Annotated in this window: 20 protein-coding genes and 1 pseudogene; 17 read left to right on the forward strand and 4 right to left on the reverse strand. The window is 71.8% G+C overall.

Annotated elements, in window-relative coordinates:
• Positions 1–208 precede the first annotated feature (208 nt).
• The 3 genes from ACFYPR_RS20945 to ACFYPR_RS20955 all read left to right on the forward strand — a co-directional run bounded on the left by ACFYPR_RS20945 (position 209) and on the right by ACFYPR_RS20955 (position 6,552).
• The gene (locus tag ACFYPR_RS20945; RefSeq protein ID WP_387261765.1) at positions 209–4,621 is read left to right on the forward strand and encodes a S8 family serine peptidase; all 4,413 of its coding nucleotides are present in this window, start codon (positions 209–211) and stop codon (positions 4,619–4,621) included.
• Positions 4,622–4,841: 220 nt separating this feature from the next.
• Entirely contained in the window at positions 4,842–6,020 is a 1,179-nt protein-coding gene (locus ACFYPR_RS20950; RefSeq protein WP_354861846.1) for a helix-turn-helix transcriptional regulator, read from the forward strand.
• Positions 6,021–6,285: 265 nt separating this feature from the next.
• Positions 6,286–6,552 (forward strand): hypothetical protein, encoded by a 267-nt coding sequence (locus ACFYPR_RS20955; protein WP_387261768.1) that lies wholly within the window; start codon positions 6,286–6,288, stop codon positions 6,550–6,552.
• A gap of 179 nt (positions 6,553–6,731) precedes the next feature.
• Here ACFYPR_RS20955 and ACFYPR_RS20960 read toward each other — a convergent pair whose 3' ends face one another.
• Positions 6,732–7,232 (reverse strand): winged helix-turn-helix domain-containing protein, encoded by a 501-nt coding sequence (locus ACFYPR_RS20960; RefSeq protein ID WP_355066443.1) that lies wholly within the window; start codon positions 7,230–7,232, stop codon positions 6,732–6,734.
• Between the two features lie 567 nt (positions 7,233–7,799).
• Between ACFYPR_RS20960 and ACFYPR_RS20965 the strand changes: the two genes are divergently transcribed.
• On the forward strand, positions 7,800–8,669 hold the full coding sequence (locus tag ACFYPR_RS20965; protein WP_355066444.1) for an LLM class F420-dependent oxidoreductase: 870 nt from the start codon (positions 7,800–7,802) through the stop codon (positions 8,667–8,669).
• A gap of 126 nt (positions 8,670–8,795) precedes the next feature.
• Here the strand turns inward: ACFYPR_RS20965 and ACFYPR_RS20970 are convergent, their stop codons facing one another.
• On the reverse strand, positions 8,796–11,057 hold the full coding sequence (locus tag ACFYPR_RS20970) for a catalase (RefSeq protein ID WP_387261772.1): 2,262 nt from the start codon (positions 11,055–11,057) through the stop codon (positions 8,796–8,798).
• Between the two features lie 183 nt (positions 11,058–11,240).
• Here ACFYPR_RS20970 and ACFYPR_RS20975 point away from each other — a divergent pair, with 183 nt between their 5' ends.
• The 12 genes and pseudogenes from ACFYPR_RS20975 to ACFYPR_RS21030 form a co-directional block, all read left to right on the forward strand.
• The gene (locus ACFYPR_RS20975) at positions 11,241–12,137 is read left to right on the forward strand and encodes an alpha/beta hydrolase family protein (protein WP_387261775.1); all 897 of its coding nucleotides are present in this window, start codon (positions 11,241–11,243) and stop codon (positions 12,135–12,137) included.
• A 131-nt stretch (positions 12,138–12,268) separates the two neighbouring features.
• Positions 12,269–13,051 (forward strand): ABC transporter ATP-binding protein, encoded by a 783-nt coding sequence (locus tag ACFYPR_RS20980; protein WP_387261778.1) that lies wholly within the window; start codon positions 12,269–12,271, stop codon positions 13,049–13,051.
• Positions 13,052–13,109: 58 nt separating this feature from the next.
• Positions 13,110–13,832 carry an ABC transporter ATP-binding protein gene (locus tag ACFYPR_RS20985; protein ID WP_354861834.1) on the forward strand — a complete coding sequence of 241 codons (723 nt, stop codon included), beginning with the start codon at positions 13,110–13,112 and terminating at the stop codon, positions 13,830–13,832.
• A gap of 28 nt (positions 13,833–13,860) precedes the next feature.
• Positions 13,861–14,739: a branched-chain amino acid ABC transporter permease gene (locus ACFYPR_RS20990; protein WP_355066448.1), complete on the forward strand. Its 879-nt coding sequence runs from the start codon at positions 13,861–13,863 to the stop codon at positions 14,737–14,739.
• Positions 14,736–15,851 (forward strand): branched-chain amino acid ABC transporter permease, encoded by a 1,116-nt coding sequence (locus ACFYPR_RS20995; RefSeq protein ID WP_354861831.1) that lies wholly within the window; start codon positions 14,736–14,738, stop codon positions 15,849–15,851. The genes ACFYPR_RS20990 and ACFYPR_RS20995 overlap by 4 nt, the downstream gene beginning before the upstream one ends.
• A gap of 84 nt (positions 15,852–15,935) precedes the next feature.
• On the forward strand, positions 15,936–17,222 hold the full coding sequence (locus ACFYPR_RS21000; RefSeq protein WP_387261781.1) for an ABC transporter substrate-binding protein: 1,287 nt from the start codon (positions 15,936–15,938) through the stop codon (positions 17,220–17,222).
• A 133-nt stretch (positions 17,223–17,355) separates the two neighbouring features.
• Positions 17,356–18,123 carry an SDR family oxidoreductase gene (locus tag ACFYPR_RS21005; protein ID WP_387261784.1) on the forward strand — a complete coding sequence of 256 codons (768 nt, stop codon included), beginning with the start codon at positions 17,356–17,358 and terminating at the stop codon, positions 18,121–18,123.
• 94 nt (positions 18,124–18,217) lie between these two features.
• Positions 18,218–18,829, forward strand: coding sequence for a TetR/AcrR family transcriptional regulator (locus ACFYPR_RS21010; RefSeq protein WP_387185359.1), 612 nt, complete (start codon positions 18,218–18,220; stop codon positions 18,827–18,829).
• A gap of 53 nt (positions 18,830–18,882) precedes the next feature.
• Positions 18,883–21,669, forward strand: coding sequence for an AAA family ATPase (locus ACFYPR_RS21015; RefSeq protein ID WP_387261787.1), 2,787 nt, complete (start codon positions 18,883–18,885; stop codon positions 21,667–21,669).
• Positions 21,670–21,729: 60 nt separating this feature from the next.
• On the forward strand, positions 21,730–22,878 hold the full coding sequence (locus tag ACFYPR_RS21020) for an acyl-CoA dehydrogenase family protein (RefSeq protein WP_354861153.1): 1,149 nt from the start codon (positions 21,730–21,732) through the stop codon (positions 22,876–22,878).
• A 16-nt stretch (positions 22,879–22,894) separates the two neighbouring features.
• Positions 22,895–23,359, forward strand: a complete 465-nt coding sequence (locus ACFYPR_RS21025) for a MaoC family dehydratase (RefSeq protein ID WP_354861155.1) — start codon at positions 22,895–22,897, stop codon at positions 23,357–23,359.
• A gap of 129 nt (positions 23,360–23,488) precedes the next feature.
• Positions 23,489–23,749: pseudogene (locus ACFYPR_RS21030) on the forward strand (helix-turn-helix domain-containing protein); the annotation flags it as partial.
• 288 nt (positions 23,750–24,037) lie between these two features.
• Here the strand turns inward: ACFYPR_RS21030 and ACFYPR_RS21035 are convergent.
• Positions 24,038–24,694 (reverse strand): hypothetical protein, encoded by a 657-nt coding sequence (locus tag ACFYPR_RS21035; RefSeq protein WP_387261791.1) that lies wholly within the window; start codon positions 24,692–24,694, stop codon positions 24,038–24,040.
• A 247-nt stretch (positions 24,695–24,941) separates the two neighbouring features.
• Positions 24,942–25,358, reverse strand: coding sequence for a VOC family protein (locus ACFYPR_RS21040; protein ID WP_363940309.1), 417 nt, complete (start codon positions 25,356–25,358; stop codon positions 24,942–24,944).
• Positions 25,359–25,431: 73 nt separating this feature from the next.
• Between ACFYPR_RS21040 and ACFYPR_RS21045 the strand changes: the two genes are divergently transcribed.
• Entirely contained in the window at positions 25,432–26,106 is a 675-nt protein-coding gene (locus tag ACFYPR_RS21045; protein WP_355066456.1) for a hypothetical protein, read from the forward strand.
• Positions 26,107–26,267 lie beyond the last annotated feature (161 nt).

Here is a 26,267-nt window from a genome sequence, read left to right on the forward strand (position 1 = left end):
GGGCAACCGTTAGCGACAAGTTGCTCACAGCAAGTTCTTGATCGTCCTTTCCTCTCGATCATAGTGTCCACTCGGGCAACCGGCGTGACCCGCGCGGTGCATGGGGAGGCATGAGGGGTCCGTTCGCTCGGTTCCGTCGAGCTGGATCTCGCGCACTCCTCACCATGGCCCATAACACCCCTGGGTCGTTCTGAGGGAGGCAGCACCGATGTTCAGACGTCCACAATGGAGACGCACGGCCAGATCGCTGGTCAGCGCCAGCGCGGCGATGATCCTCGCCGCCACATGCCTGGCCAGCGTCGGCTCCGGCGCGCAGGCCGCGCCCGGTTCGTTGGGAGCGGGCACCGCCGCCGGGGACAAGATCCGACCGGAGCTCGCCCGCCAGCTTGAGGCCAAGAGCGCAGGGGACTTCTGGATTCGGTTCAAGGACCGGGCCGACCTGAGCAAGGCCAGTGCCATCAAGGACTGGACGAAGCGCGGCGCGGCCGTCGCGCAGACGCTGCGGGAGACCGCCGCCGCCAGCCAGGGCAAGATCCGCGCCGAACTCGACAGCTCGGGTACGAAGTACCAGACCTTCTGGGCCACCAACGCCATCAAGGTGAACAGCGGCTCCCTGGCGATGGCGCAGAAGTTCGCCGCCCACGCGGAGGTCGAGGGCCTCTACGCCCCGGTCGCCTACAAGCTGCCGGAACTCACCAAGGGAACCGACGAGAAGACCGTCAACTCCGTGGAGTGGGGCGTTGCCAACATCAACGCCGACGACGTCTGGTCCCAGTACGGCGTCACCGGCGAGGGCGTCACCATCGCGAGCATCGACAGCGGTGTGCAGTACGACCACCCGGCGTTGGTGAACTCCTACCGCGGCAACAACGGCGACGGCACGTTCGACCACAACTACAACTGGTTCAACGCCGCCGGGACGTGCGCCGACGCACCCTGTGACGACGACGGCCACGGTACGCACACCATGGGCACCATGGCCGGCTCCGCCGGCGCGAACCAGATCGGCGTCGCGCCCGGGGTCACGTGGATCGCGGCGAACGGCTGCTGCCCCACCGACGCGGCGCTGATCGAATCCGGTCAGTGGATGCTCGAACCGACCGACCTGAGCGGTCAGAACCCGGACGCCAGCAAGCGGCCGAACATCATCAACAACTCCTGGGGCACCCGGGAGCCGTCGAACGAGCCCTTCATGGAGGACGTGACGCTGGCCTGGGCCGCGTCGGGCATCTTCGGGGTGTTCTCCAACGGCAACAGCGGGCCGGCGTGCCAGACCAGCGGCTCACCGGGAAGCCTCGCCAGCAACTACTCGGCCGGCGCGTACGACGTCAACAACACCATCGCCAGCTTCTCGGCCCGGGGCGTCGGGCAGAACGGCGAGATCAAGCCCAACATCTCCGCGCCCGGCGTGAACGTCCGGTCGAGTGTTCCCGGTAACGGGTACGGCACCGCCAGCGGCACGTCGATGGCCGCCCCACACCTGGTGGGCGCGATCGCCCTGCTGTACTCGGCGGCGCCGTCGCTGATCGGTGACGTCGACGGGACCCGCGCGCTGCTCAACGGCACCGCGATCGACAAGGCCGACGCCCAGTGCGGCGGCACCGCCGCGGACAACAACGTCTACGGTGAGGGCCGGCTGGACGCCCTCGCGCTGCTCAACGCCGCCCCGACCGGCGATGTCGGCACCCTGGCCGGCACGGTCACCGACGCGGCCACCGGCGCACCGATCGCCGGCGCGACAGTGACCCTCACCGGCCCGACCTCGCGCGAGATCACCACCGGCGCCGACGGCACCTACTCGACCCAGGTCCCGACCGGCGACTACCAGGTCGTCGTGTCGGCATTCGGCTACGGCAGCACCACGAAGTCCGCGACGGTCGCCAACCGCGCGACCACGACGCTCAACGTCGCCCTGACGGCGGTGCCGCGCGTCAACGTCACCGGTTCGGTCACCGACGGCTCCGGCCACGGCTGGCCGCTGTACGCGAAGGTGACCGTGAGCGGCCCGTCCGGCGTCTACGACTACACGACGCCCTCGAACGGCCGATACAGCATCACGCTGCCGGCCGGGCAGACGTACACCCTGAGGTACGAGTCGCAGTACCCGGGCTACCAGACCGTCACCAAGGAGGTCGTGGTCGGCACGCGCAACGTGACCGCCAACGTCGCGGTGCCGGTGAACACCACCACCTGCACGACGGCGCCCGGCTACACGTTCGGCTCCGACGGCGAGTACGAGACCTTCGACGCGACGACCACCCCGGCCGGCTGGACGGTGGTGGACAACGCGGGCAGCGGTCAGGTCTGGAAGTTCACCGACGACGGCGGCCGGGGCAACCTGACCGGTGGCACCGGCAACTTCGCGATGATCGACAGCGATGACTACGGCGCGGGCACCAGCCAGGACACCTCCCTGGTCAGCCCGGTGGTCGACCTGACCGGCGTCACGGCCCCGGTCATCCGGTTCAACCAGGACTTCAACCAGCTCAACGACGACACCGCCGACGTCGACCTGAGCATCGACAATGGCGCGACCTGGACGAACGTGCTCCGGCAGGAGACCGACGTCCGGGGCCCGAAGCTCACCGAGATCCCGATCCCGCAGGCGGCCGGCAAGGCGCAGGTCCAGGTGCGGTTCCACTACTACGACGCCTCGTACGAGTGGTGGTGGGAGGTCGACAACGTCCTCATCGGCAGCCAGGTCACCTGCGTGCCGGTCGACGGCGGCCTGGTCGTGGGCAACGTCCGCGACAAGAACGACAACAGCTACGTCAACGGCGCCACCGTCACCAGCAACGACCGGCCCGCCGAGAAGGCGGTCACCGTGGCGACCCCGGACGACCCGGGACTGCCCGACGGGTTCTACTGGATCTACTCGACGCTGACCGGCACCCACAAGTTCACCGCGACGGCCGGCAACTACGTCAGCCAGAGCAAGCAGGTCGACGTCGAGCCCGACTGGGCCACCGCCGCGAACTTCGTCCTCGCGGCCGGCCGGTTGTCGGTGACGCCCACCCAGGTGAGCGCCACGGTCCAGATGCCCAACGGGAAGGCCACCAGGACGTTCACCGTGACCAACACCGGCGGAGCGCCGGTCGAGGTCGGCTTCGGTGAGCGGGACAACGGCTTCGAGCTGCTGCGGGCGGACGGTTCCCGGGTGACCCGGCAGCAGGTGCTCGGCGCGGCCGGCGCACCGGAGCAGCGGCTGAGCGTCCCGACGTCGTTCGCGGCCCGGGCGTCCGGCAAGGCGACGTCGGCGACCGCCGCCGCGGCCGGCCCGCAGGCCGCTCCGTGGACGGACATCACCGACTTCCCGACCAACATCATGGACAACCGGGTGGTCACCCTGGACGGCAAGGTCTACTCGATCGGTGGTGGCGACGGGAGCGCCTCCACCGCGAAGACCTACGCCTACGACCCGGTCGCGCAGACCTGGACGGCGGCAGCCGACCTGCCCGGCGCCCGCAACGCGCTGACCGTGGGCGTGGTCGGCGGGAAGATCATCGCAACGGGTGGCTGGGGCGCCGAGGGCCCCGACGCCGCCACCTGGTCGTACGACCCGGGGGCCAACAGCTGGACCGAACTGGCCGACAACCCGGCGCCGCGGTCCGCGGCCGGGCAGGCGGTCGTCGGTGGCAAGCTCTACGCCGTCGGCGGCTGCACCACCTCGGCATGTCTGCCGATGTCGAACACGGTGGTCCGCTACGACCCGGGCACCGACGCCTGGGAGACGCTGGCGAACTACCCGAAGTCGGTGGCCTTCGCCTCCTGCGGCGGGATCGACGGCGTTCTCTACTGCACTGGCGGCAACGACGGCACCGCGGCGCAGAAGGCCAGCTACGCCTACGACCCGGGTGCCAACACGTGGACCGCCATCGCCGACGCGCCGACGGACAACTGGGCCAGCTCGTACGCGGTGGCCAGCGGCAAGCTCCTCGTCGTGGGCGGTTCGCAGGGCGGCGCCATCAGCAACGCCGGCTTCGCCTACGACCCGGCCACCAGCTCGTGGTCGAACCTGCCGAACGCCAACACCGCCCGGTACCGGGGTGGCGCGGCGTGTGGCTTCTACAAGATCGGTGGCTCGTCGGGCAGCTTCAACGCGGCACCGGACAGTGAGGTGCTGCCGGGCTTCGAGGGGTGCGTCGAGGCGGCGGCCGACGTCAGCTGGATGACGATCGACAAGTCGACGGTCACCCTCGCGCCGGGTGAGAAGGTCACGGTCACCGTCGGGATGACGGCGAACGTGGACCAGCCGGGCACCTACTCGGGTGCGGTCACGATCAAGGAGAACACACCGTACTCGGTGGCGCCGGTGGCGGTGACCATGACGGCGACGCCCCCGAAGACCTGGGGCAAGCTGATGGGCACGGTGACCGGGACCAGTTGCCAGGGCGCGACCTCGCCGATTGCCGGCGCGGTCGTCCAGGTCGACTCGTGGGCGATGTCGTGGACGTTCGCGACCGACAGCGCCGGCAAGTACGCCTACTGGGTGGACCGTCGGAACAACCCGCTCACGATGATCGTCGCCAAGGACGGCTGGAAGCCCCAGACCCGTCAGACGAAGATCAGCACCACCACTCCCGCGGTGGAGAACTTCGCGTTGGCGCCCATCCGGTGCTGACACCTGAGCGGTAGCACCACCGATCCGGCCCGCCTGGTCCTCGACCAGGCGGGCCGGACCAGCTTCGATCGGCCGGTCAGGAGCGCTCCTGGCGAGCCGGTCGTTGCGCTACAGCGATGGGTGACCGGACGCGATACTGCGGGTAGCGTGAGCGCTGGTGGTGCCGCCGGTTGTAGCGGTGGGCGGCCCACCCCCCAGACCGCTACCTGGGAGCACAGCCATGACGTCCCACGTCGACCCGCGCTTCGGCAACACGCTTCGTCAGCTCCGCGAGCAGTCCGGGCTGTCCCTGCGGGCCCTCGGTCAGCTCACCCACCGGGGCAAGAGCCACCTGCACGAACTTGAGGCCGGCAGCAAGGCACCCACCGTGGAAACCGCCCAGCACCTTGACCAGGCACTGCACGCCAACGGTGCTCTTGTCCGCCTCGTGCGCGCGCCCGTCGACCACGAAGCCGAAGCCGACGAACTGCTCCGGCGGGTCGCTGCTTGCGACGTCAGCGCCGAAACCCTCGCCCGCATCGAGCGAGGCGTGGACGACCTCGCCAGCCTGTACCCCACGACCGCGCCGGTCGACCTGCTGCCGATGGTGCGTCAGCACCTCGCCTATGTCACCCGACTACTCGGCGGCCGGGTCACCCTCGCCCAGCAACGGCGTCTCGTCGTCGCGGGCGGCTGGCTGGCCGTACTGAGGGCCACCGTGCACATCGACCTGCAACAGCCGGGCGCCGCCGCCGCGCACCTCACCGCGGCATCCGGGCTCGCCGGCCACGCCGAGCATCCGGAGATTCAGGGTTGGTGTCTGGAGACGCGGGCGTGGGAGGTGCTGACCCTCGGCGACTACCGGGGTGCCCTGGACCTGTCGCGGCAGGCGCAACAGGTGGCGCCTGTCGGCAGCTCCGCGCACATTCAGGCGACCGCGCAGGAGGCGCGGGCATGGGCGCGGATGGGCGCGGTCCGTGAGACGCGTCGGGCACTGGACCGGGTGGAACGCTTGACTGCGAACCTGCCTGTCCCGGAACGGGCGGAGCACCACTACCGGTACGACCCGGCAAAGGCTGAGGCGTACGCGGCGACGACGCTGGCGTGGGCAGGTGACCCCGCCGCCGAGCGGGTCGCGCGGTCCGTGCTGGCCCACCTGGATCCGCGCGGCGACGGCGGTGAGCGGCCCCGGCGGGCGGCATCGGCTCGACTGGACCTCGGGCTGGCGTTGGTGACCGCCGGACGACCGGATGAGGCGTCGGTGTTCGCCGCGGAGGCGGTCGCGTCGGGGCGAGTGGTGCCGTCGAATTGGTGGCGGGCGCGGGAGGTGTTGCGCCGGGTCGAGCGGACGGGCGCACCGGAGGCTGCCGACCTGCGTGACGTGTACGAGCAGTTCGACCGGACCAGCACGGGCGAGTAGCGGACAGGATCGGTTGACGGCGGACAGCCGCGTCCTCCTGACCGCAGGCAACCCTCCGTAGCGTCATGTTTACGGGATCAGTGGCCGGTGTGCTGTCGGACGTGATGTGGGCGCTCAGCGCCGCCGGTCCCGCCAGGGAGGGCAGGGGCGCCGTGCCGGATATGACCGGCCGACTCTGCTCCGGAGGCGAGGGGCGAGCGATGATCCGCAAACTGGTATCCACTCTGACCGGCCGACCAGCTCACCACTACGACGGGTCGGTCCGGTGACCGCCCGGAAGATGCCCGGCCCCGGCACCCGGATGTCGGTGCGGCCTACCGAGTGGCAGCCCAGCCCTGGCATCGAGGGCCAGACACACCACGACATCGTCATCGTGTCCGTCCACGAATCTCATGACCCGCGCTTCGCCTGGGTGTACGGCCACGGCCCGGACTGTGCGTGGGAGTCCGCCGACTGCTCGCAGCCGTTCTGCTTCGAGGTGCTGGTCAGCGTCGACGTTCTTGCCGCCGCAGCGGCCGGTGCGAGGCCATGACCGCCCCCACGCTCGCCCGGTTGGAGGCGCGATGGCGGCGGACCCTCATCGAGCACCAGGCCGTTGCCGGTCGCTGCCCGGTCTGCGGGACGCGGGGCCGCTGCCGGGAGTGGGCGGAGGCGTTCGGTCAGCTCGTCGCCCACGACCTGTTTCTCCCCGGTGCTCGTCGGCGCGGTGTGTCAGACGGGGGCGAGCCGGAAGCCGACGCCGCGGACCGCGTGGATCGTGGCGGCGGCGTCCAGCCGGGCGAGCTTGCGGCGCACCCGACGGACGACCGAATGCATGTCGGACCCACGGCCGAGGTGCCGGTTGCCCCAGACCTTGAGGTGCAGTCGCTCGTAGGTCCAGATCTGCCCGGGAGCGTCGACGAGGCAGAGCAGGACGTCGTGTTCCAGCCGGGTCAGGTCGATCTCCTGATCGCGCCAGCACACCACCCGGCGGTCGGAGTCGACGCTCAGATCCGGCGGCGGCTGCGGGCGTGGCGCGGCCTCCGTGCGCACGGCCGGGACGGGAGGAGGTACGGGGGGCAGCTCGCCCACCCCGAGGAACTCCCGTGCCTGGTCGACGTTCGAGACGATCAGGAAGGCGTCGGTCCCGCCGAGCAGACGGGCCAACTGCCGGCGCTCAGCCGGCGAGGACGCGATGCCGATGACCAGCGAGGCGACCGGAATTCCCTGCATTGCCCAACCCCTTCCGGTTCCCCACGAACACTCCGGATGGTTTTCGCACCGCCGAGGACGACCATCGATCGGCGTCCTGACCCTAGTGGTGGCTCGTCTCGGCTGGGTAAAACATGGTTGCATGTAAGCATGTGAATGACGGTCGAGGTCACAGCCGTGCGGACGGCTTGGCGACAACAAGGGGGGTTCGGAGAGCGGGATCGCCGCTTTTTTCCAATGGTGACCGGCGGTTGTGACAGAACGAAGACAATCCACGGACGGCGTCCGGACCTGGCGGGACGAGCATGGTCGACGTGTCCCACGGATCGTCGTACCCCGTCGGTCGGTCGTCGCCCGGCTCCGCGCGGGCGCTGTCGTCCGGCTCCGCGCGGGCGCTGCCGTCCGGTCGCGTCGCCGCGCCGCCCGGTCTCCGGCTGCTCGGAGCTGCCGTCTGCTTCCTGCTCGCCCGGGTGCTCACCGGCGTGCTGTTCGTCCGGCGGGTCGCTGGACACCGACCAGACCATCTTCGCGGCGAAGCGTCGGGCACGCGGCCGACCACTACTAGGCTCGATCGCGGAGGTGCCGAACATGAAGCTCGGGCTGCACTACTGGACTTTCTCGACTCCGGCCGATCCGGCCGCCATCGCGCCGACCCTCACCGAGGCGGCGACCATCGCCGACCAGGCCGGCGTGGCCTCGTTCACGGTCATGGACCACTTCTTCCAGATGGAGGCGCTGGCCCCGGCCGAGGAGCCGATGTTGGAGGCGTACACGACGTTGGGCTTCGTCGCGGCGCAGACCCGTCGAATGACGCTCGGTGTGCTGGTCACGGGCGTGATGTACCGCTATCCGGGGCTGCTGGCCAAGACCGTGACGACCCTCGACGTGCTCTCCGGGGGCCGGGCCCGGCTCGGCATCGGGGCGTCCTGGTACGAGCGGGAGCAGCGCGGGCTCGGCGTGCCAGTGGTGCCGGTCGCCGAGCGGTTCGAGCGGCTGGAGGAGACGCTGCGGATCTGCCGGCAGATGTTCAGCGACGACAACGGGCCGTTCGACGGGCGGCACTACCAGCTCACGGAGACGATCAACTCGCCCCAGCCGTTGCGCCGTCCGCACCCGCCCATCATGATCGGCGGCAGCGGCGAGAAGAAGACGCTGCTGCTGGTCGCCCGGTACGCCGATGCCTGCAACCTGTTCGGCACCGGCGCCGAGGGGATCGCGCACAAGCTGGACGTGCTGCGCGGGCACTGCGCCGCCGAGGGCCGCGACTACGACAGCATCGAGAAAACCGTGCTGGCGTCCAAGCCGCCGCTGGAGGATCTCGACGCGTTCCTCGCCGAGGTGTCCGACTATGCCGCGCTCGGCGTCACCGAGGTGCAGGTCACGCCGGACCGGCACCCCGTGGAGTTCGCCCGGCGGCTCGGCGACGAGGTGCTGCCGCGGCTGGCCGACATCGGCTGACACGGAACGGGTTGGGTTAGGCGCGCGTGGTCGACGAGCCGCCTGCGGCGATCGACCGGCTGCTCGCCCACGACGACGAGGGCCGCCCTCCCGCCGAAGCGGGGGACGGCCCTCGTCGGTGACCGGTCAGCCGACCGAGGCGGGGAACCTCTCCCACACCCGGTGTGCGGCCATCAGCTGCTGCACCTCGGTCAGCGCCTCGGCGCCCGAGCCGGCGGACACGATGCCCGGGGTGCCGGCCACCCCGGCCTGCTCCAGCACGGTGACGCCGGCGCCCCAGGCGCCGATCGCCTTGGCGTGCCGCCAGCACTCCTCGACCAGGAGCAGCACGCGGGGATCGACGGTCGCCGCGTCCGGCCGGCCGGCCTTGGCGTCCCGGGCGGGCAGCGCGTCCGGTGCGGGCACCGGCGCCCCGGCCAGCAGGAGCGCGTCCAGCTCGACCGACCGGCCGGTGGCGAAGGTCCGCTGGACGGGCATGTCGCCCACCATGCCCCCGTGCGGGGCGATCAGCAGCGGCACCATGCCGGCCTCGAACACGGCCCGGCGGACCTCGCCGACGCCGTCCAGGTCACCGTCGGGGTCCACGACGATCCCGACCGTGCGACCGTCGGCGGGCCATGCCCCGCCGACCTGCGACAGGGCCGGGCTCGGCGCGACGTCGGCCAGCGGCACCGTCGGCTGCGGCGCGGGCAGTCCCAGGCCGGTGGCGACCTGCTCGCACAGCACCGGGTCGATGTTGGCGAGGCACTGGAGCTGGCGCTCCTTGATCGCCTGGTGGTAGCACTTGCCCAGCTCGAAGGTGTACGCCCGGATGATGTGCTCCTTCTCGACCGGCGACATGCTCAGCCAGAACAGGCGTACCTGGCTGTAGTGGTCGTCGAACGACGCTGGGTTGGCCCGAACCTTGGGCGCCTGCGCCACGGTCACCGGCACGTCGAGGAACGCGTTCTCGGCGTCGCCGGCCGGGAAGGGGTTGCCACCGTCGAGCGAGTTCGGCCGGTACGGCGCCACCCCGGCGTGCACGGCGTGCTGGTGGAAGCCGTCGCGCAGCATGTCGTTGACCGCGGCGTGCGGGCGGTTGATCGGGATCTGCGCGAAGTTCGGCCCGCCGAGGCGGGTGAGTTGCGTGTCGACGTACGAGAAGAGCCGGCCCTGCAACAGCGGGTCGTTCGTGACGTCGATGCCCGGCGGCAGGTGGCCGAGGTGGAAGGCGACCTGCTCGGTCTCGGCGAAGAAGTTCGTCGGCGTCCGGTTGAGGACCAGCCTGCCGATCGGCTGCACCTCCGCCAGTTCCTCCGGAACGATCTTCGTGGCGTCCAGCAGGTCGATCCCGGCGAAGGTCTCCTCGGGAGTGTCGGGGAAGACCTGAATGCCGAGTTCCCACTCGGGGAACGCGCCGGCCTCGATCGCGTCGTAGAGGTCCCGGCGGTGGAAGTCGGGGTCGATGCCGCCGAGCAGCTGCGCCTCCTCCCAGGTCAGAGAGTGCACACCGAGCTTCGGCTTCCAGTGGAACTTCGCCAGCACCGTCTCCCCGGCCTCGTTGACGAGGCGGAAGGTGTGCACACCGAAGCCCTCCATCGTCCGGTACGAGCGCGGGATGCCCCGGTCGGACATGTTCCACATGGCGTGGTGCTGCGCCTCGGTGTGCAGCGAGACGAAGTCCCAGAAGGTGTCGTGCGCGCTCTGCGCCTGCGGGATCTCCCGGTCGGGGTGCGGCTTCGCGGCGTGGATGATGTCGGGGAACTTGATGGCGTCCTGGATGAAGAAGACCGGCATGTTGTTGCCGACCAGGTCGAAGGTGCCCTCGTCGGTGTAGAACTTCGTCGCGAAGCCACGGGTGTCCCGGACCGTGTCGGCCGAGCCGCGCGACCCGAGCACTGTGGAGAACCGGACGAAGACCTCCGTCTCGCGCCCCTTCTTGAGGAAGCCGGCCCGGGTCACCGCCTCGGCGGTGCCGTAGGCCGTGAACACCCCGTGCGCGCCCGCGCCCCGGGCGTGCACCACACGCTCCGGAATGCGCTCGTGGTCGAAGTGCGTGATCTTCTCGCGCAGGTGGTGGTCCTGGAGCAGCACCGGCCCCCGGGGCCCGGCCTTGAGCGAGTGGTCGGTGTCGCGCAGTCGCGCCCCGTTCGCCGTGGTGAGGTACGCGCCCTGCTGGCCCTTCGCGGCCGCCGGCACGCCGGTCTCGGCGCCGGTCGGCGTACGGGTCTGCGGTTGGCCCTGCTCCGGCTTCGGCGGCAGCGGGTCGTGGGGCGAGGTCGGTTCCTCGACGGGTGGGGGTGCGCTGCCCGGGGCGCCGGGCACCTCGGGCGTCAGAGCGTCGGCGATCTTTTCGGAGGCGGTCTTCACGACGTTCTTGACCGCCTCGGCGGGCTTGCTGGAATCCACTGGTGTGAACCTCTCCATGGAGCGTTTGGGCAGGCCCCTGCACCCCTACCCCTGGTTGGAGGGTCGAAACGCGCAGAAGATCCGATCTGCGGGCGGGACTGGTGATTTCACCGATGCGGGGGCCGAGCGGAGCGGCGAAGACTGACGAACGTCGATATCGCTCGACTCTAGGGAGTGCCCGACGTGTCGTCACCAACCACCACCCGTCCCCGTTTCGCGCCCGCTCGCGCCGTCCGGCTCGCGCTGGCCGCCACCCTGCTCGCCGCCGGTGTCCTCGCCGGACCCGCCCCCGCCCAGGCGGCCAGCCCGTACGAGCGGGGCCCCGCCCCGACCACCGCGATCCTGGAGGCCAGCCGCGGCCCCTTCGCCACCGCCTCGCAGAGCGTGTCCTCGTTGAGCGTCACCGGCTTCGGCGGCGGGGTCATCTACTACCCGACCAGCACCAGCGAGGGCACGTTCGGCGCCGTCGCCATCTCGCCCGGCTACACGGCCGCGTGGTCCAGCATCAGCTGGCTCGGGCCGCGGATCGCCTCGCACGGCTTCGTGGTGATCGGGATCGAGACCAACAGCCGGTTCGACCAGCCGGACAGCCGTGGCCGGCAGCTGCTCGCCGCGCTCGACTACCTCACCGAACGCAGCTCGGTGCGCAGCCGCATCGACAGCAGCCGCCTCGCGGTCGCCGGCCACTCGATGGGCGGCGGCGGCAGCCTGGAGGCCGCCTCGGCGCGGCCGTCGTTGCAGGCCGCGGTGCCCCTCGCGCCCTGGAACACGGACAAGAGCTGGTCCGAGCTGCGGGTGCCCACGCTGATCATCGGCGGCGAGAGCGACACGGTCGCGCCTGTCGCGTCGCACTCGGTGCCGTTCTACACCAGCATCCCGGCCTCGGCCGAGAAGGCGTACCTGGAGTTGAACGGCGCGAGCCACTTCTTCCCGCAGACGGTCAACACGCCGACGGCCCGCCAGATGGTGGCCTGGTTGAAGCGGTTCGTCGACGACGACACCCGCTACGAGCAGTTCCTCTGCCCGGGCCCGAGCGGGTCGGCGATCGAGGAGTACCGCAACACCTGCCCCAGTTACTGAGCGGGTCGGGCCGGGGTGGTCGCCGTTGGCGGCCGCCCCGGTCGCGTCAGCGCATCGAAGGTCTTGACGCCATAACCGAGAAACGTACACTGCGAGTGTAAATAACACCCGCCACGGCAGAGGGATGGGTGATGGAACGCGGGCTCGAACTGCACGGCATCGGCGTCCGTTTCGGCGGCCTCACGGCCCTCGACGACGTCTCGCTGCGAGTGCCACCCAACCGGGTGGTGGGCGTGATCGGGCCCAACGGCGCCGGCAAGACCACGTTGTTCAACGTGATCTGCGGCTTCGTGACGCCCCAGACGGGTTCGCTCACTCTCGACGGTCGTCCGCTGCGACCACGGCCGCACCGGCTGACCAGACTCGGCATCGCCCGGACCCTGCAGGGGACCGGGCTCTTCGCCGGTCTCAGCGTCCTGGAGAACGTGATGACCGGCGCGTCGCACACCGCCCGCGCCGGCTTCGGGTCGGCGCTGCTCGGGCTGCCCCGCAGCGACCGCGACGAGCGCCGGCTGCGCGAGCACGCCCTGGACGTCCTCGACGACCTGGGGATCGCCCGGCACGCCGACGCCGCGCCGGGCACGCTGCCCTTCGCCGTACGCCAGCGGGTCGCCCTGGCCCGCGCGCTCGCCGCGCGGCCCCGGCTGCTGCTGCTCGACGAACCCGCCGGCGGCCTCGGCGCCGACGACATCGCCGAGCTCGCCGAGCTGGTGCGGCAGCTCCCCAAGCGCGACGCCGACCCGTGCGCGGTGCTGCTCGTCGAGCACCACATGGACCTGGTGATGGCCGTGTGCGACGAGCTCGTGGTGCTCGACTTCGGCCGGGTGATCGCCGCCGGCACGCCGGACGAGATCCGCGACGACACGACGGTCGCCGACGCCTACCTCGGTGCCCTCGTCGAGGAGACCTCGTGAGCGCGAGGACTGCGCGGGGCGCGCGAGCCGGGCGGTCGCGAACGAAGGAAGGCCCAGCGTGAGCGCGGCCGATCTGCTCGTGGTGCGGGGGCTGGTGGCCGGTTACGGTGCCGCGCCGGTGTTGCGGGCGGTCGACCTCACCGTGCCGGCCGGCACGATCGCCGCCGTCGTGGGCGCCAACGGCGCCGGCAAGACGACGCTGCTGCGGGCGCTCTCCGGCATGATCCGTCCGGCCGCCGGCCAGGTCGTCCTCGCGGGGGAGGACCTGCGGGGTACGCCGGTGGAGCAGCTCGTCCGGCGCGGCATGGCGCACGTGCCGGAGGGGCGGGGCGTGATCAGCGAGTTGACTGTCGACGAGAACCTGCGGCTCGGCGGGCTGTGGCGGCGGGACCGTGCGGACGCCGGCCGCGCCCTCGACGAGGTCTACCAGCTCTTCGAGCCGCTCGCCCGGCGTCGCCGGCACCTCGGCCACCAGCTCTCCGGTGGTGAGCGGCAGATGCTCGCGCTGGGCCGGGCACTGGTCGGCCGGCCGCGCCTGCTGCTGCTCGACGAGCCGTCGCTCGGCCTGGCACCCCGGGTGGTCGCCCGGACCATGGCGCTGCTGCGCCAGCTGCGCGACCGCACCGGCCTGACCGTGCTGCTCGTCGAGCAGAACGTGCGCAGCGCGCTCGCCGTGGCCGACCAGGGCGTCGTGATGTCACTGGGCCAGGTGGTGATCGCCGCCCCGGCGGCCACGCTGCGCGACGACGACGACCTGCGCCACGCGTACCTCGGCTTCTGACCCACCTCGTCCCCTGGAGGGAGGACTGTTGGACCGCTTCGTCTTCCTCACCGTCGACGGTCTGTCGCGGGGCGCGGTGTACGCCGCGTTCGCGCTGGCGCTGGTGCTCATCTGGCGGGCGGCGCGGGTCGTCAACTTCGCCCAGGGGGCGATGGCCGTCGCCGCCGCGTACGTCGCGTACTCCGTGTCCGCCGCGACCGGCTCCTACTGGCTCGGCTTCCTGGTCGCGATCGTCGCCGGCCTGCTGCTCGGCGCGCTGGTGGACCGGGTCGTGATGCGGCACGTCGACCACGCGTCGCCGCTCAACCCGGTCATCGTCGCGCTCGGGCTGGTGCTGGTGCTCCAGGCCGTGCTGGGCATGGTGTACGGCAACGAGTTCCGCCCCGCCGACGTCCCGTTCAGCCGGTCCGCCCTCACCGTCGGCGGGGTGGCCGTGCTGTCGCCGTACGACCTGTTCGTCTTCGCCACGATCGGAGTGGTGGTCAGCGCGTTGGCCTGGATGTTCGCGCGTACCGCCGTCGGGTTGCGGATGCGCGCGGCGGCCTTCGCGCCGGAGGTCTCCCGCCTGCTCGGGGTCAACGTCGGCGGGATGTTGACGCTCGGCTGGGCGCTCGCCTCCGGCGTGGGCGCGCTCGCCGCGATGCTTGTCATCCCGACCGAGTTGGGCCTGCACCCGCACGCCATGGACCTGGTGTTCGTCTCGGCGTTCACCGCGGCGGTCGTCGGCGGGCTGGACAGTCCACCGGGGGCGGTGGTCGGTGGCCTGGTGGTGGGTCTGCTGCTCTCCTACGTCAGCGGGTACGCCGGCAGCGACCTCACCCCGCTGGCGGTGCTCGTCCTGCTGCTGGCGGTGCTGCTGGTCCGGCCCGGCGGGTTGTTCGCCCCGGTCGCGGCGAGGCGGGTGTGAGCGCCACCCGGGCGGCCCTGCCGCCGAGGCAGCGGCCGGCCCAGACCGGCGACCGTCCGGTCGACCGCGGGCGACGCGGCTCCACGCTGCTGCGGCACCTCGCCGTGCTGCTCGCCGTGGGGCTGGTGCTGGTGGCGGTCAGCTACGCCGTCGAGCCGTTCCGCAACTTCCAGCTCGCCACGGTGGCGGCGTATCTCTGCGCCACCGCCGGGTTGACCGTCCTCACCGGGCTCAACGGTCAGCTGTCGCTGGGGCACGGGGCGTTGATGGCGACCGGCGCGTACACCGTGGCCCTGTGCCAGAACGCGTTCGCCGACCGGGGGTTGACCGGCGGTTGGCTGTTGCCGCTGTCGCTGGTCGCGGCGGTGCTGGGCACGGTCGCGGTCGGCGCGGTGGTCGGTGTGGCGGCGGCCCGGCTGCGCGGGCCCTACCTCGCCGGGGTGACGCTCGCCGTGGCCGTCGTGGTGCCGGCGTTGGCCGTCACCTTCGACGGCGTGTTCAACGGCGAGCAGGGGCTGTCGGTGCCGGTGGAGCCGCCGCCGATGGCGCTCGGCGCGTACTTCCCGTACGAGCGGTGGCAGCTCTGGCTCTCGGGCGCTGCCACCCTGCTGGCCCTGCTGCTGGTGGCGAACCTCATCCGCAGCCGGTACGGGCGGACCTTCCGGGCGGTCCGCGACGACGAGGTGGCGGCCCGGCTCGCGGGCATCCACGTGGCCCGCACGCAGGTTCTCGCCTTCGTGGTCAGTGCCGCCACCGCCGGGCTCGGCGGCGGACTGCTCGCGATGCTCGCGCAGAGCGTCTCGCCCGGGGCGTTCTCGCTGACCCTGTCACTCTTCCTGCTGATGGCGGTGGTGATCGGTGGCCTCGGTCGCCTCGCCGGCGCGCTGTGGGGGGCCGTGCTGCTGGTCGCCCTGCCCGATCTCACCCATTCCGTGACCGAGCTGCTCACCCTCTCGCCGGCGGTGGCGCAGCGGCTGGAGGGCAACCTCCCGCTGGCGATCTTCGGCGGCACGCTGATCGTCGTGATGATCGCCGCGCCCGGCGGTGTGCAGGGTCTGCTGTCCCGTCTCGGCCGAGGGCTGCGGGCCCGCTGGCCGGCGCGGCGTTCCTGAGCTGTCCCCGGCCCGGCCTCGGCCGGGCGCCTCACCACCACACCGTTCCCAGAAGAACCGGACCGAGAAAGGTCGGTGTTTCCCATGCACCGTACGGCACGACGCGGTCTCGCGATCGCCAGCACCATCGCCCTGCTCGTCACCGCCGCGGGCTGTGGCGGCGACGACGGCCCCACCTCCGGCGGGGGGTCGGTGCCGGGAGTCACCGACACCGAGATCGTCGTCGGCACCCACATGCCGCTCACCGGGCCGGCCTCGGCCGGCTACTCCAAGATCGCCCCGGCGACGAAGGCGTACTTCGACTACGTCAACGCCAACGGCGGCGTGCACGGCCGGAAGATCACCTACAAGATCATGGACGACGGCTACAACCCGGCGAACACCCAGCAGGTGGTACGCCAGCTCGTCCTGCAGGACAAGGTCTTCGCCATCCTCAACGGCCTGGGCACGCCGACGCACACCGGTGTGCTCGACTTCCTCAAGACCAACCGGGTGCCCGATCTCTTCGTCGCCTCCGGCAGCCGCAGCTGGGACCAGCCCGACAAGTATCCCGGCACGTTCGGCTTCAACCCGGACTACACGATCGAGGGCAAGATCCTCGCCAACTACACGAAGGCGAACCTGGCCGGCCAGAAGGTCTGCTTCCTCGGTCAGGACGACGACTTCGGCCGCGACAGCCTGGCCGGCGTGGAGAAGGTGCTCGGCGCCGGGGCGGTGGCCGTCAAGCAGACGTACGTCACCAGCAACACCAACGTCGCGCCGCAGATCGGCGCGTTCAAGGCGGCCGGCTGTCAGGTCGTCATGCTGGCGACCGTGCCCGGCTTCACCGCGCTGTCCATCGGCACCGCCGCACGGCTGGGCTTCAAGCCGCAGTGGCTGGTCTCCAACGTCGGCGCCGACCACCCGACCCTGGCCAAGCAGCTCGGCGCCGCCGCCCCGCTGCTGGAGGGCATGGTCGGCACCAACTACCTGCCGATGCAGAACGACACCGCGAACCCGTGGATCCAGCTCTTCACGAAGATCAACAAGACGCACAACGGTGACGCGCCGTTCGACGGCAACACCGTCTACGGCATGTCGGTCGGCTACCTCTTCGTGCAGGTGCTGCTCGCCGCCGGCAAGGACGTCACCCGCGAGAAGGTGCTCGACGCGGTCCAGAAGGGCGGCTTCCAGGGCCCCGGGCTCGCGCCGCTGCGCTTCTCCGCCGACGACCACTCCGGCTACGGCGGGCAGCGGTTGAGCCGGGTGAGCGGGGGAGTGCAGAGCTACTTCGGGCCGACGTACGAGACCGACGACGGGGACGGGCCGGTCACCGAGTACAGCGCCCCGCCGGTCGCGCCACCGGCGAACGGGGTGCCGACCGTCTCCTGACGAGCCCGCCATCGCCTCGTACGACCCGGGGGTCACCGCCTCCGGGTCGTACGAGCGTGCCCGGATTCCGTGCGCGGCGCCGACGGGTGCCGGCCGTTGACCGACACCGATCAGTCCTCCTACTATCTGCACTGTGGATGCAATTTCAGGTCGACTCGCGGGTCGGGTCGCCATCGTCACCGGCGCCAGTCGCGGGATCGGCCTGGCCATCGCCCGACGACTCGTCGCCGAGGGCGCCCGGGTGGGTCTGACCGCCCGCCGTCCCGAGGCGCTCGCCGACGCGGTAGTCGCCCTCGGCGGCCCCGCGTACGCCGTGGCCGTGCCCGGCCGGGCCGACGACCCGGAGCACCGGGCCGAGGCGGTGCGGCAGGTCGGCGCGGCGTTCGGGCCGGTGGACCTGCTGGTCAACAACACCGGCATCAACCCCGTGCACGGCCCGCTGATCGAGCTGGACCTGGCCGCCGCCCGCAAGATCCTCGACGTCAACCTCGTCGCCGCGCTGGGCTGGGTACAGGAGGTCTGCGCCGCCGGCATGACCGAGCGGGGCGGCTGCGTGGTCAACGTCTCCTCGATCGCCGGCCTCGCGCCGTCGCCGGGCATCGCCCTCTACGGCGTGAGCAAGGCCGCGCTCAACCACCTCACCGCCAGTCTCGCCGTCGAGCTGGGGCCGACGATCCGGGTCAACGCCGTCGCCCCCGGGGTGGTCAAGACCCGCTTCGCCGCGGCGCTCTACGAGGGGCGCGAGGACGAGGTCGCGGCGCGGTACCCCCTCGGTCGGCTCGGTGTCGCGCCGGACGTGGCGGGCGCGGTCGCCTTCCTGGCCGGCCCCGACGCCGCCTGGATCACCGGACAGACCATCGTCTGCGACGGTGGCGTCACGCTGGCCGGCCGGCCCGGATGACACCTCCCGTGCGCGCTCGGAGGTGCCTGATCATCGCCTGTCTAGACTCGGCGGGGAGCCGGGCGACGTCGTGGCGGTGAAGGGGCGGGGGCGGATGAACAGGGTCGAGGCCCCGGGGCGGGTGGACGGGCGGACGGCCCGGGCCGAGCGCACCCGGGCAGCCATCGTCGAGGCGCACCTGGCACTCATCGCCGAGGGCGACCTGCGGCCGACCGGGGAACGCATCGCCGAACGGGCCGGCATCTCACTGCGCACACTCTGGACCAACTTCAAGGACATGGAGACGCTCTTCGAGGCGAGCGGCGCCGAGGTGCTGCGCCAGCAGGATGCCGCCTACCGGCCGATCTCGCCCGCGTTGCCGCTGGCCAAGCGGGTCGACGCGTACTGCCGGCAGCGGGCACGGCTGCTCCAGCTCATCGCGCCGTCGGCGCGGGCCGCGCAGATGCGCGAGCCGGTCTCCGACCAACTGCACCGCAACCGCCTCAAGCACATCGACCGGGTGCGCGACGAGGTCGAGCACCTCTTCGCCGCCGAGCTGACGAACGCCGGGCGGGGGCGCGAGCAGCTGCTCAACGCGGTGGTGGCGGCGAGCATGTGGCCGGCCTGGTCGATGCTGCGCTACGGCCTCGGGCTGGGCGTGGACCAGGCCCGCGCGGTGATGTCCCGGACGGTGGGCGCGCTGCTGGCCGAGGTCGCGACCGACTGATCCCGGCTCGTCCCCTCTTTCCATCCGGTGATCGATGGGTGACACTGGGACGCATGGTTACTGCATACTCAGTGCAAATAACCGTGTTGCGCGGCCGGGACGACCAGTGCCGAGCCATCCGGACTCTGCTCGACGGCGTGCCCGACGGCGGTGGGGCTCTGCTCCTGCACGGCGAGCCGGGCTCGGGCCGGACGGCGCTGCTCTCCTACGCCCAGCGGTACGCGAAGGACTGCACCGTCCTCGCCGGCGCCGGGCTGCCCGAGGAGGCGACGCTGCCGTACGCCGGCCTGCAACGCCTGCTCGATCCGGTGCTCGACCGGGCCGCCGCCCTGCCCGAGCCGCGACGGCACCTGCTGCGCCGGGCGTTGGACGGCGAGGGCTGCCGGCCCGAACGCCGGCTGGCCCTGTCGGTGGCCGTCCTCGGTCTGCTCGCCGCGGCCGCCCGGGAGCGCCCGCTGCTCGCCACCATGGACGACGTCGACCGGGGTGACCCGCAGACCGCGCAGGTGCTGGCCTTCGTCGCCCGCCGGCTACGGCACCTGCCGGCGGCCGTCCTGCTCACCGCGGACGTCGGCACCACCGTCGACGGCATCGCGGCGCACCGGCTGTCGCCGCTGGGCGAGCGGGACAGCATCGCCGTCCTCACCGACCGGCTACCCGAGCGACCCGCCGCGCCGGTCGCGGCCACGCTCGCCGCCGTCGGTGGCGGCAACCCGCAGGCTCTCGTGGACCTCACCGAGGTGCTGAGCCCCGGGCAGTGGCGCGGGGAGGAGCCCCTGCCGGCCGCGCCGCCGGCCGATGGCGCACTCGCCCGCGCCTACCGGGCCCGCCTCGACCGGCTGCCGCCGGACACCCGCCGGATGCTGCTGCTCGCCGCGCTCGACGAGTCGGACGAACCGGCGACCTTCGTTCGCGCGGCCGACGCCGCCGGCCTGGCCGTCGAGGCGCTCGCCCCGGCCGAGGCCGCCGGCCTGGTTCGGGTCGAGCCCGGGGGCGTCACGTTCGCGCAGCCGCTGGCCCGCACGATGGTCGCGGCCGGTGCGCCGCTGGCCCAGCGGCGGGCCGCGCACCGGCTGCTCGCGGAGGTGCTCGACCCGCACGGGCAACGGCTGCTGCGGGCGATGCACCTCGCCGCCGCGACGGCGGGCGCCGATCCGGCCCTCGCCGCCGAGTTGGAGCGGGCGGCGGCCGGTGGTCGCGACGGCTGGGCCGTGGCGTCGGCCGCGCTGTGCCGGGCCGCCGCGCTCAGCGACAGCCCGAGCGACGTCGCCGCGCGTCTGCTCGCCGCCGCCAGGTACGCCTGGACCGCCGGGCAACCCGGCCAGGCGCGGCTCCTGCTCGACCGCCTCCGCGCGACCTGCGCGGACCCGACCGTCACCGGGCACGCCGGGCTGCTGCGCGGCGAGCTGCAACTGCGCTGCGACGACGCCGCCGGCGCGGCGGCCACGCTGCTGTCCGCCGCGCGTACGGTGGCCGGGACCGACCGCGCCGTGGCCATGGAGGCGCTGGCGCGGGCCGGCGAGGCCGTGTGCTTCGCCGGCGACCAGTACCGGTACGCGGAGGTGGGCCGCCGGGCCGCCGCCCTGCGGCACCCGAACGACCCGCCGGCCGTGGAGCTGGCGGGATGCCTCGTCACCGGGGTGGCCGCCACGCTGCGGGGTGACCACGAGCGGGCCGGGCCTGCGCTGCGCCGAGCCGTCGTGCTGGGCGGCCGGTTGGCCGGGCCGGCGCTGACCCCGACCGCGCTCACCTGCGCGGCGGCGGCCGGGCTGGTGGTGGCCGTGGACGGCGCCGCGCACCGGCTCGCCGAGCGCGCCGTCGGGTTGGCGCGGGAACGGGGCGAGCTGTCCATGCTGTCCCGGGCGTTGGAGCTGCGCGCGGTAGCCGAGTACTGGCTGGGGCGGCACGAGGCCGCGGCGGAGACCTCCCGCGACGGGCTGCGGGTCGCCCGCGCCACCGGGCAGTTCAACTGCGCCAACGTCCACCTGGGCCTGCTCGCCGTGCTGGCCGCCGTCCGGGCCGACCGGGAGACCAGCCTGCGGCGGATCCGCGAGATCGGCCCGACGCCGACGCCGGGCAGCCGACCACACGCGCTCGCCGGGTGGGCGCTGGCCGTGCTCGACCTCGTCGACGGTCGGCACGCCGAGGCGGCGGCCCGACTGGCGTCGCTGGCCCGGCTCAACACCGGCCGGGGTCAGGTGCTGGTCCAGGTGATGGCCACCCCGTACCTGGTGGAGGCGGCGGCCCACCTGCCGCACCGGCCGGCGGCGACAGCCGCGCTCGCGGCCTTCGACAGGTGGGCGAGCAGCACCGCGAGCCCGCTGCGCCGGGCGCTCTCGGCCCGGTGTCACGCGCTGCTCGCGCCCCGTGGCGGCGTCGAGGCGGAGCAGGAGTTCCGGACCGCGCTGCGACTGCACCCGACGGAGGATGGCGCCTTCGAACGGGCGCGCACGGAGCTGCTCTTCGGTCAGGACCTGCGGCGCAGCCGGCGTCCGCGGGACGCACGGGGGCACCTGCACCAGGCCCGGGAGACGTTCACGTTGCTCGGCGCGGATCGCTGGGCCGAGCAGGCCACGGCCGAGCTGCGCGCCGCCGGGGAGTCGGTCGGTCCGCCGGACCTGCCAGCGGCGCGGTTGCTGACCGGTCAGCAACTGCGGATCGCGCAACTGGTCGCCGAGGGCGCCACCAACCGGGAGATCGCCGCCCGGATGTTCCTGTCCACCCGTACGGTCGACCACCACCTGCGCAACGTCTTCCACCGGCTGGGCATCCGCTCCCGTACCGAGTTGGCCCGGACCTTCGCCGCCGAGCCGCACGCCGGTCTGGCGTCCGACCGGTGAGCGCGGCCCGGGCCCGGTCCGGTCTGGACGACGTAAACTATCACCGCTAGTTTATGCGTCATGGAGCTCACCCTGTCCGCCGAGCAGACGGCGGTCCGTCAGCTCGCCGCCGAGTTCGCCGACCGGGAGTTGACGCCGCACGCCGCCACGTGGGATCGGCGCGAGTCGGTCGACCCGGCCATCGTCGGCAAGCTCGGCGACCTCGGCTTCCTCGGGCTGACCATCGCCGAGTCCGACGGCGGCTCCGGCGGCGACCACCTCACGTACTGCCTGGTCCTGGAGGAGCTTGGCCGGGGCGACTCGGCCGTGCGTGGCATCGTGTCCGTCTCGCTCGGCCTGGTCGCCAAGTCGATCGCCGCCCACGGGTCGGCCGCGCAGCGGGCCGAGTGGCTGCCCCGGCTCTGCTCCGGCGCCGCGCTCGGCTGTTTCGGGCTGACCGAGCCGGACAGCGGATCGGACGCCGCCGCGCTGCGCACCCGCGCGCTCCGCGACGGCGACGACTGGCTGCTCACCGGCACGAAGACGTTCATCACCAACGGCACAACCGCCGACGTCGCCCTGATCTTCGCCCGCACCGGCGGTCCCGGCCACCGGGGCATCACCGCGTTCCTGGTGCCCACCGACAGTCCGGGCCTGACCCGGCGCGAGATCCACGGCAAGCTCGGCCTGCGCGGGCAGGCCACCGGTGAGCTGCGTCTCGACGACGTGCGGGTGCCCGACACCGCCCGCCTCGGGGCCGAGGGCGCCGGCTTCCGGCTGGCCCTGGCCACCCTCGCCAAGGGGCGGATGTCGGTGGCGGCCGGCTGCGTCGGCATCGCCCAGGGTTGCCTCGACGCGGCGGTCGGCTACGCCGGGCAGCGGACCCAGTTCGGCAAGCCGATCGCCGGGCACCAGCTCGTCCAGCAGCTGCTCGCGGCCATCGCCGTCGACACGGCGGCCGCCCGCCTGCTGGTCTGGCAGGTCGCCGACCTGATCGACCGCGACCAGCCGTTCGCCACCGAGGCGTCGATGGCGAAGCTCTTCGCCAGCGAGGCCGCCGTCCGCGCGGCCAACAACGCGGTCCAGGTCTTCGGCGGGTACGGCTACATCGACGAATACCCGGTCGGCAAGTACCTGCGCGACGCGCGGGTGGCCACCCTCTACGAGGGCACCAGCCAGATCCAACAGCTCCTGATCGGACGCGCGCTCACCGGCGTCAACGCCTTCTAGCTCTAAGGACACCCGGATGCGAGTCTTCACCTCCGTCGACGAGCTGACCACCGCGGTCGGCGAGACCCTCGGGCCCGGCCCCTGGCAGCGGATCGAGCAGGACCGCGTGGACCTCTTCGCCGACGCCACCGACGACCACCAGTGGATCCACATCGACCCGGTACGCGCGGCGGCCGGGCCGTTCGGCGCCACGATCGCGCACGGCTACCTGACCCTGTCGCTGTTGCCGACGTTGGCCGGTCAGCTGTACCGCGTCGAGGGGGTCGCGATGGGAGTCAACTACGGGCTGAACCGGGTGCGCTTCCCCGCGCCGCTGCGGGTCGGCGCCGCCGTGCGGGCCACCGCCGTCATCGCGGAGGTGTCACCGGTCAGTGGTGGGGTGCAGATGGTCACGGCGGTGACCGTGGAGAGCGACGCCGGGGGCAAGCCAGTGTGCGTCGCCGAGACGGTGAGCCGCCTCTATGGCGAGGCGGGCCGCTGAGCGGTCGTCCGGACGGCATAGCTGTCAGGCGCTGAGGGTGCGTCTCCGGGCGCGGAGCGTGACGGGCTACGCACAAGGACGGTACCTTCGACATGGCGGCCCGCCGGTGTAGAGGCCGGCGGTGCCGCCATTCCCGTCCTCTACCGGGAGCACCGCCATGACGGCCCACGTCGACCACGCTTCGGCGCCACACTCCGGCAACTTCGTGAGCAGGCCGGCCTGTCCCTGCGGGCGCTCGCCCAGCTCACTCACCGCGGCAAGAGCCACCTCCACGAACTGGAGAATGGCAGCCAGGCAGCCACCTTCGAGACCGCTCGCCACCTCGACCAGGCGCTCAACGCAGGCGGCAGGCTCGCCCGCCTGGTCGCCGCTCCCGTCGACCACGAGGCTTCTGACCGGTGGAGTGGCCGACCGACACCGCGGCCGGTCGGCCGCTCGCGCATGGCCCCGTCGCCGTGCATGGGCTGGAGTCCGGTGGAACGTCGCCGACTGTCGGCGTACGGGTCCAGGTGCACAAGCAGGTGCGGCTGGAGCGTCGAGAGGTCGACGTTCCAGAAGGGGCGACGACGTCTGTCGAGCACCTTCCCATATCGCCTGACGGACCGCCCTGCCGACGACATCCGTCACCGCTGAGGGTGGTCGCGCTCGCGCCCGACCAGCGGCAGATGAGTTACACGTTCAAGGCTGCTCGGGCAGGAACGGCGCGAAGTGCTCGGCCACTAGGTCGGCCACGGCTTCGGCGTCCCGTGATCCGTCGACCTCGATGACGCGGACCCCCAATCGGTGCGCGTTGCGGACCGCGTCTGCGGCGATCAACCGATCACGCTCGACGCGGTTGCGTTGAGCGAGTTGCGAGTCGCTGACCTGATGACCGAGGGCGCCGGCACGGGGTAGCCGAGCGACCTGGCGTTGCCGGAACTCCTCGGCCGCGACCATGACCACCATCCGGCCGATAGAGCCGGCGACCGGCGCGACCAGTTCTGGGCGTAGCCCCCAGCCCTCAGCAAGGATGGGCCGAGGGGAGACGAGGGCACGCAGGTCGTCTTGCACCCACTGGAAACGGTCCGGGAAGTCGGCGATGACCTGATCTGCCATCTCCTCTGGCGTTGCTTGGATCCAGACTGCCTCCCAGTCCGGCCCGGTTGGGGACTCGCCGCGACGGACCCGCTGTGCTATCCGCCGATCATCATGGCCGCGAGCGTCGTGGTAGTCGTAGTGGTAATGGGTGAGGCCGCACCGCTCAGCGAGAATGCCAGCGACAGTGGATTTGCCGGCCCACTGGCCGCCGCCGATCCACAGGGCGCGTTGGAGCGTGGTGACGGGGTCCCATCTCATGTGTCACAGCGTGGAACCACCGCGCTACAAGATCAAGTCTTGTTCTTCGTCCGAGGACCTGATTATCTGAAGATAGGCCGGGCGGCACTTGATGCCAGGTGACGAGGGAGTCGACACCGCGACCTGCCATACCAGCGACATCTGTGAGCGCTGAACCCTGGATGACCTCTCATCGGCAGATCCGCGCACACTCAGCGGCACATCAGGACGTCTGACCTGGGCGCCTCGACTGACAACTGCGGCGACGTCATGCGCATCCGAGGAGGTCCCACCGGTTGCCGGCGATGTCGAGGAAGACCGCGACCCGGCCATAGGGCTCGGCCCTTGGCTCCCGGACGAAGGTGACACCGGCCTCGGCCATCCGTCGGTAAGTGGCGTCAAAGTCGTCGACTCGGAGGAAGAACCCGACTCGGCCGGCTACCTGGTTACCAGTTGCGGCACGTTGGTGTTCTCCGTCGGCGCGAGCGAGGAGAATCCCGGTCTGGGCACCCGGCGGCCGGACGACGACCCAACGCTTGGGCCGCCCGTCAGTGGTCAGCGATGGGGAATCCTCGACGAGATCGAAGCCGAGTATGTCGGTGAAGAACGCGATCGCGGGTTCGTACTCGTCAACGATCAGGGCAACCAGATCGATCTGCACCACGGCAGCGTACGCAGGGTCCATCGTGCTCGCCGCCCACCCCGAGCGCTGTCGTCGTCGGCACGATCCGGCGCGGCGACCTGGTTAGATTCATGCCGTGACGAAGGTCGACGAGTTGCTGGCGACCGCTGCGGCCGATTCGTACGCAGATGCTTGGGACTCGCTGTACGAGAAGGCGTGCCACGAAGGTTTCTCCGAGGCGGACGAAGCCTTCCTGATCCCGCGGTTGGCCGACCTCGCGGGCCGGTACGCACCGGCCGGCCGCGACAACGTTCTGATGCTTGCTGGCAAGATCGCAGCGGATCTTGATGAGGCTAACTGGCCGCGATACGCCGAAGTGTTCGCAACCATGCACCGGCTGACCAACGACTGGCTTGCCACACCGACCGACCGGCACTCGTTCGTCTTCCGTCTGCAGGCGGTGATGGCGCTGGAGGGTGACGAGCTCTGGGGGGCGGAGCTCGATCGGATCGTGCACGACGAGATCGAGGTCGAGTGCCCGCAGTGCGAGACGTCGCTGTTCGTGGCCTTCGGCGAGGATGGGTGTTTCGCCACCCACGAGGACTACGCCACGAAGCCGGACGTCGAGCAGACACCGCTACTGCCGACCGAACCGGACGAGTTGAACGGCGTCGGTCAACGGCTGCATCTGATGAGCGTGCAGGCCGGGCAGCAGTCCGTCGCCATTGCCCTCACCTACCTGTTCGGCCGTGCCACCTGCACGCAGTGCAGCACGACGTTCCGAGTGTCCGAGCAGGTCTTCCGGTATTGACCTGGGTGAGCCGTGACCCTGGCGACGCGGGCCTGGCCGACGGCCCGCCGAGGTACGCCTGCGCGATCCGACATACGACTTTCGACAGATCCGCGCACACTCAGCGGCAGATCCGGATGCCGTCAGTCGGACGCCCGGTCACGGAACTCGGCCGGACCGAC

This window comes from Micromonospora sp. NPDC005254 (genome assembly GCF_042872525.1).
GTDB lineage: Bacteria > Actinomycetota > Actinomycetes > Mycobacteriales > Micromonosporaceae > Micromonospora.

What these genes read in the sequence shown, in the direction of transcription:
- ACFYPR_RS20945 (WP_387261765.1), top strand. Translation starts at nt 209, where the DNA reads ATGTTCAGACGTCCACAATGGAGACGCACGGCCAGATCGCTGGTCAGC.
- ACFYPR_RS20950 (WP_354861846.1), top strand. Translation starts at nt 4,842, where the DNA reads ATGACGTCCCACGTCGACCCGCGCTTCGGCAACACGCTTCGTCAGCTC.
- ACFYPR_RS20960 (WP_355066443.1), bottom strand. Translation starts at nt 7,232, where the DNA reads ATGCAGGGAATTCCGGTCGCCTCGCTGGTCATCGGCATCGCGTCCTCG.
- ACFYPR_RS20965 (WP_355066444.1), top strand. Translation starts at nt 7,800, where the DNA reads ATGAAGCTCGGGCTGCACTACTGGACTTTCTCGACTCCGGCCGATCCG.
- ACFYPR_RS20980 (WP_387261778.1), top strand. Translation starts at nt 12,269, where the DNA reads ATGGAACGCGGGCTCGAACTGCACGGCATCGGCGTCCGTTTCGGCGGC.
- ACFYPR_RS21000 (WP_387261781.1), top strand. Translation starts at nt 15,936, where the DNA reads ATGCACCGTACGGCACGACGCGGTCTCGCGATCGCCAGCACCATCGCC.
- ACFYPR_RS21010 (WP_387185359.1), top strand. Translation starts at nt 18,218, where the DNA reads ATGAACAGGGTCGAGGCCCCGGGGCGGGTGGACGGGCGGACGGCCCGG.
- ACFYPR_RS21015 (WP_387261787.1), top strand. Translation starts at nt 18,883, where the DNA reads ATGGTTACTGCATACTCAGTGCAAATAACCGTGTTGCGCGGCCGGGAC.
- ACFYPR_RS21020 (WP_354861153.1), top strand. Translation starts at nt 21,730, where the DNA reads ATGGAGCTCACCCTGTCCGCCGAGCAGACGGCGGTCCGTCAGCTCGCC.
- ACFYPR_RS21025 (WP_354861155.1), top strand. Translation starts at nt 22,895, where the DNA reads ATGCGAGTCTTCACCTCCGTCGACGAGCTGACCACCGCGGTCGGCGAG.
- ACFYPR_RS21035 (WP_387261791.1), bottom strand. Translation starts at nt 24,694, where the DNA reads ATGAGATGGGACCCCGTCACCACGCTCCAACGCGCCCTGTGGATCGGC.
- ACFYPR_RS21040 (WP_363940309.1), bottom strand. Translation starts at nt 25,358, where the DNA reads ATGGACCCTGCGTACGCTGCCGTGGTGCAGATCGATCTGGTTGCCCTG.